Annotated in this window: 6 protein-coding genes; 2 read left to right on the top strand and 4 right to left on the bottom strand. The window is 69.1% G+C overall.

Annotated features, from left to right (window positions below):
• Both VFF46_RS23445 and VFF46_RS23440 read left to right on the top strand, forming a co-directional pair.
• A partial coding sequence (locus VFF46_RS23445; RefSeq protein ID WP_325039346.1) for a WYL domain-containing protein occupies positions 1–553 on the top strand: 553 nt, incomplete at its 5' end.
• Positions 550–1,134 carry a YdeI/OmpD-associated family protein gene (locus VFF46_RS23440; RefSeq protein WP_325039345.1) on the top strand — a complete coding sequence of 195 codons (585 nt, stop codon included), beginning with the start codon at positions 550–552 and terminating at the stop codon, positions 1,132–1,134. The genes VFF46_RS23445 and VFF46_RS23440, both read left to right, overlap by 4 nt.
• Here the strand turns inward: VFF46_RS23440 and VFF46_RS23435 are convergent.
• The 4 genes from VFF46_RS23435 to VFF46_RS23420 all read right to left on the bottom strand — a co-directional run.
• Positions 1,131–1,466, bottom strand: coding sequence for a cupin domain-containing protein (locus VFF46_RS23435; protein WP_325039344.1), 336 nt, complete (start codon positions 1,464–1,466; stop codon positions 1,131–1,133). The genes VFF46_RS23440 and VFF46_RS23435 overlap by 4 nt on opposite strands.
• Before the next feature lie 60 nt (positions 1,467–1,526).
• Entirely contained in the window at positions 1,527–2,336 is an 810-nt protein-coding gene (locus VFF46_RS23430; RefSeq protein WP_325039343.1) for a phytanoyl-CoA dioxygenase family protein, read from the bottom strand.
• 85 nt (positions 2,337–2,421) lie between these two features.
• Entirely contained in the window at positions 2,422–3,375 is a 954-nt protein-coding gene (gene pip / locus VFF46_RS23425) for a prolyl aminopeptidase (protein WP_325039342.1), read from the bottom strand.
• A gap of 2 nt (positions 3,376–3,377) precedes the next feature.
• On the bottom strand, positions 3,378–4,053 hold a 676-nt coding region (locus VFF46_RS23420), incomplete at its 5' end, for a UbiA family prenyltransferase (RefSeq protein WP_325039341.1).

Here is a 4,053-nt window from a genome sequence, read left to right as displayed (position 1 = left end):
CTCGGATCAGTTGATCGCGATCGGGATGGCGGTCCGCGCACAGGAGGTACTGCGATTCGACTACGCCGCGGCCGGTGCGCCGGAGGGCGAGTGGGCACCGCCGCGGAAGGTCGAGCCGCATCACCTGGTGACCTGGGGCGGCCGCTGGTACCTCCTCGGCTTCGACCTGGACCGCCAGGACTGGCGGACGTTCCGGGTAGACCGGATGACGCCGAAGACGCCGACGGGTCCGCGGTTCACTCCGCGCGACCTGCCCGCGCCGGACATCGCGACGTACATCTCCAGCCGCTTCCGCGGGCAGGACAAGAACCCCTGCCGTGGCGAGGCGATCCTGCAGGCCAAGGCGTCGGACATCGCGCAGTGGGCCGGGTACGGCGCGGTGGTCGAGGAGATCTCGCCGACGAGTTGCCGGCTCGCGCTCACCGGCTGGTCGTGGACCGGCCTGGCCGCGACGTTCGGGATGTTCGAGTGCGAGCTGGAGTTCATCGGCCCGCAGGAGTTGAAGGATGCCGCGGTCCAGCTGGCCGCTCGTTACCAGGAGGCAGCGTCATGACGACCGAACTGATCATCGAGAACGCCGTCGCCTGGCGCACGTGGCTCGGTGCGAATCACGCGGACTCGGACGGCGTCTGGCTGGTGCTGGCGAAGAAGAACGTGACCACTCCGACGAGCCTGACGTACGACGAGGCGCTCGAGGAGGCCCTGTGTCATGGGTGGATCGACGGGCAGCGGCGCGGCCGTGACGAGCAGACGTTCATCCAGCGGTACACGCCGCGTCGCGAGCGGAGCATGTGGTCGCAACGGAACGTGGACCTGATCGCGCGCCTCGACCAGGAGGGGCGGATGCATCCGGCCGGGCACGCCGAGGTCGAGCGGGCCAAGGCGGACGGCCGCTGGGACAAGGCGTACGGCGGGGCGAGTGCGCGGGAGATTCCCGACGACCTGGCGGCGGCGCTGGCCGCGGAGCCGCGGGCGCAGGCGATGTTCGAGATCCTGACCAGCGCCAACCGGTTCGGCGTCATCTTCCGGGTGAACGGCGCGAAGCGTCCCGAGACGAGGGCGAAACGGATCGCGCAGTTCGTCGAACAGTTGGCGCGCGGCGAGACCATCTACCCGCAGAAGCGGACCCTCTAGACCAGGTCGAGGGTCGCCTCCTGCCCGGCGGTGAGCGGGAAGTAGGCGAGGAACGTGACGCCCTCGTCCGCGGTGTCGAAGCGGGTGATCCGGTCGACGGCCGGCTCGTAGAACACGTCGCCGGGCCGCAGGACCTGCGGCTCGTCGTCGGCGCCCTGCTGGTAGATCGCCGATCCGGACACGATGTTCCCGAACACCGGGCCGTTGTGGACGTGCGCGCCGAGGGCGGTGTGCGGCTCGATCGTGATCCGGCGTACCTCGACGCGCTGCACCGGGAGCGCCGCGGGCAGCTGCTGATCGAGGACGACGACACGGCTGATCGCTGGGTTCATGCCGTACATACTAATAGGTACAGAGGCCGTCCCGCCGGTCGGCAGGGGCATCGGATCCGGTCAGTAGAGGATCGGGTTCAGCGGGGAGGAGATGGTCTCGCCGGGCTGGTTGCCGGGCATCCAGGTGGCCAGGTCGGCGACCTGGTTCGCGTTCACCGGCTCGGAGATCTCCATCGCGGCGTCGACATAGATGACCGTCATCACCCGGCGCGGGATGCCGGTGGTGTTCGGCGGCGCGTGGTGGAACGTCCAGCCGAGGTGGTAGCTGACCTCGCCGAGTTCGTACGGCTCCGAGACCTCGGTGAAGTGCTGCTCGGCGAGCGCCTCCTGCAGGACCCGCTCGGACTCGTCGCTGATCGGCAGGTCGCGCCCGAACTCGAACGTCTGGCTGCCGGACGCGAACGACAGCGGTCCCATCTCCATCGGCGTGTCCTGCAGCGGTACCCAGATCGTCACGCACCGGTCGGTCGTGAACGGCCAGTAGTACTGGTCCGCGTGCCACGGCGTGACGCCGCCGCCGGACTCCTTGTAGAGCGCTTGGTCGTGGTACAGCCGGACCGACTGCACCCCGAGCAGTTGCGCCGCGATCCGCGCGAGCCGTGGCGACGACACGAACTCGAGGACCCGCTCGCTGTCCTGCCAGAGGTTCGACACCTGCAGGAACGCCTTCCCGTAGGTGTCCCGCTCCTCCAGCGGCAGATGCTGCGTGTTCAGCTCGATCACCTTGCCGGTGATCTCCGGCTCGTACTCGGCGATCGTCTCGGCGCTGAGCACGTTCTTCAGCTTGACGAATCCGTGCTCGGCGAAGCGCGCGATGTCGGACCGGCTGAGGGTGTAGTCGGTCTCCAGCTCCGGGCGGGTCAGAGTCATGAGAGACAAGAGTTCCCGGACCTTTGACGCCTGTAAAGATCAGTGATCAAATCTTTGCCCTCCGTGCACGTGCATGTGAAAGCGGTCAGGCCCGTAAAGCGAACCGATCCAGCGCTTCCAGGATCAGTTCCTGCGTGGACCGTCCGCCCGCGCCGTGCCCCTCCTGCTCGACCAGGTGCAACTCCGCACCGGGCCATGCCTGAGCCATCCGCCACGCGACGTCCGCCGGGCTGCTGATGTCGAGCCGTCCGTGGATCAGCACGCCCGGAATCCCGGCGAGCTTGCCGGCATCACGTACGAGCACGTCCTCGTCCAGCCAGGCGGCATGTCCCCAGTAGTGCGTGACCAGCCGCGCGAGCCGCAGCCGCAACACCGGGTCGTCGTACCGCGGGTCAGGCTGCCAGCCCGGATGTGTGCGCACGTGCGTGTCCTCCCAGGCGCACCAATCCCTGGCGGCCTGGTCGCGTACTGCGGGGTCCGGATCGTGCAGCAGCCGGCTGTACGCGAGCGCGAGATTCCCGTCCCGCTCCGCCTCCGGTACGCCGTCCCGGAACCGCGACCATTCCTCGGGGAAGATCCGGCCCATGTCGCGGGTGATCCACTCGACCTCGCGCCGAGTCGTGTTGGTGACGCTGAACAGCACGATCTCCGACACCACCTCCGGGTGCTGCTCGGCGTACGCGAGCCCGAGCGTCGCGCCCCACGACGCCCCCAGCAGCAGCCACCGCTCGATCCCCAGTAGTTGCCGCAGTTGCTCGAAGTCCGCGATCAGGTGCGCGGTCGTGTTCGTCCGCAGGTCCACGTCCGCCCCGGCGGCGTCCGGCGTACTCCGTCCACACCCCCGCTGATCGACGAGCACCACCCGGTACCTGGCGGGATCGAAGTACCGCCGCCACCACGCCCCGGCCCCGGATCCAGGTCCGCCGTGCACGACGAGCGCCGGCTTCCCGGACGGGTTGCCGCAGACCTCCCAGTACACGCGGTGTCCGTCGCCGACGTCGAGCAGGCCGTGGTCGTGCGGCTCGATCTCGGGATACATGCTCAGAGGACTCCCGTGTAGGTGAGGGCGAAGGTGGCGCAGGGGAAGAGGAACAGGGTGGCGAGGACGATGATGCCTGTGAAGGACTGGTGCGGGCCAATCAGTTTGGCGTACGCCGCGACCAGGACCGGGACCATCACGACCTCGAGCAGCAGCATGCTGCGGGGGATGATCGTGCCGGTGGCGGCGAGGGCTACCGAGAGGATGGCGGCCGCGATCCAGGCGGTGTAGCCCAGCCGGTACGTCGGGCGGGCGCCGAAGCGGACCGCGATCGTGTGGTAGCCGGCAGCGCGGTCTGCCTCCAGGTCGGCGATGGTCGTCGGGAGGTAGAGGCCGACGGCGGCGAGGGCGCCCTGGAGGCCCATCAGCCAAGGGAAGTCGCTGAGGTCCGGGTTGATCGCGGCCCAGCCGGCCAACGGTCCGAAAGCGCCTAGCGCAAGAGCATTCACGGCGACGTCGAAGCCGGCGCGGGTCTTCAGCCGGGCCGGTGGAACGGAGTACGCATAGCCGAGCAGTACGGCGAGCAGCACGCCCAGCGCGAACACGATCCCGACCAGCAGACTCAGCCCGACCGCCGCCACCGCCGCCGCGAACGCCAGCCGCAACGCCGTCCGCAGCGTGACCCGCCCGTCGAGCAACGGCGACTTGGCCTTCCGCGGATTGAGCCGATCGCTCGGC

Source organism: Kribbella sp. (assembly GCF_035655035.1).
GTDB lineage: Bacteria > Actinomycetota > Actinomycetes > Propionibacteriales > Kribbellaceae > Kribbella.
Note: the sequence above shows the minus strand (reverse complement) of the source record. Positions and strands in the feature narration are given on the sequence as shown.

What these genes read in the sequence shown, in the direction of transcription:
- VFF46_RS23440 (WP_325039345.1), top strand. Translation starts at nt 550, where the DNA reads ATGACGACCGAACTGATCATCGAGAACGCCGTCGCCTGGCGCACGTGG.
- VFF46_RS23435 (WP_325039344.1), bottom strand. Translation starts at nt 1,466, where the DNA reads ATGAACCCAGCGATCAGCCGTGTCGTCGTCCTCGATCAGCAGCTGCCC.
- VFF46_RS23430 (WP_325039343.1), bottom strand. Translation starts at nt 2,336, where the DNA reads ATGACTCTGACCCGCCCGGAGCTGGAGACCGACTACACCCTCAGCCGG.
- pip (WP_325039342.1), bottom strand. Translation starts at nt 3,375, where the DNA reads ATGTATCCCGAGATCGAGCCGCACGACCACGGCCTGCTCGACGTCGGC.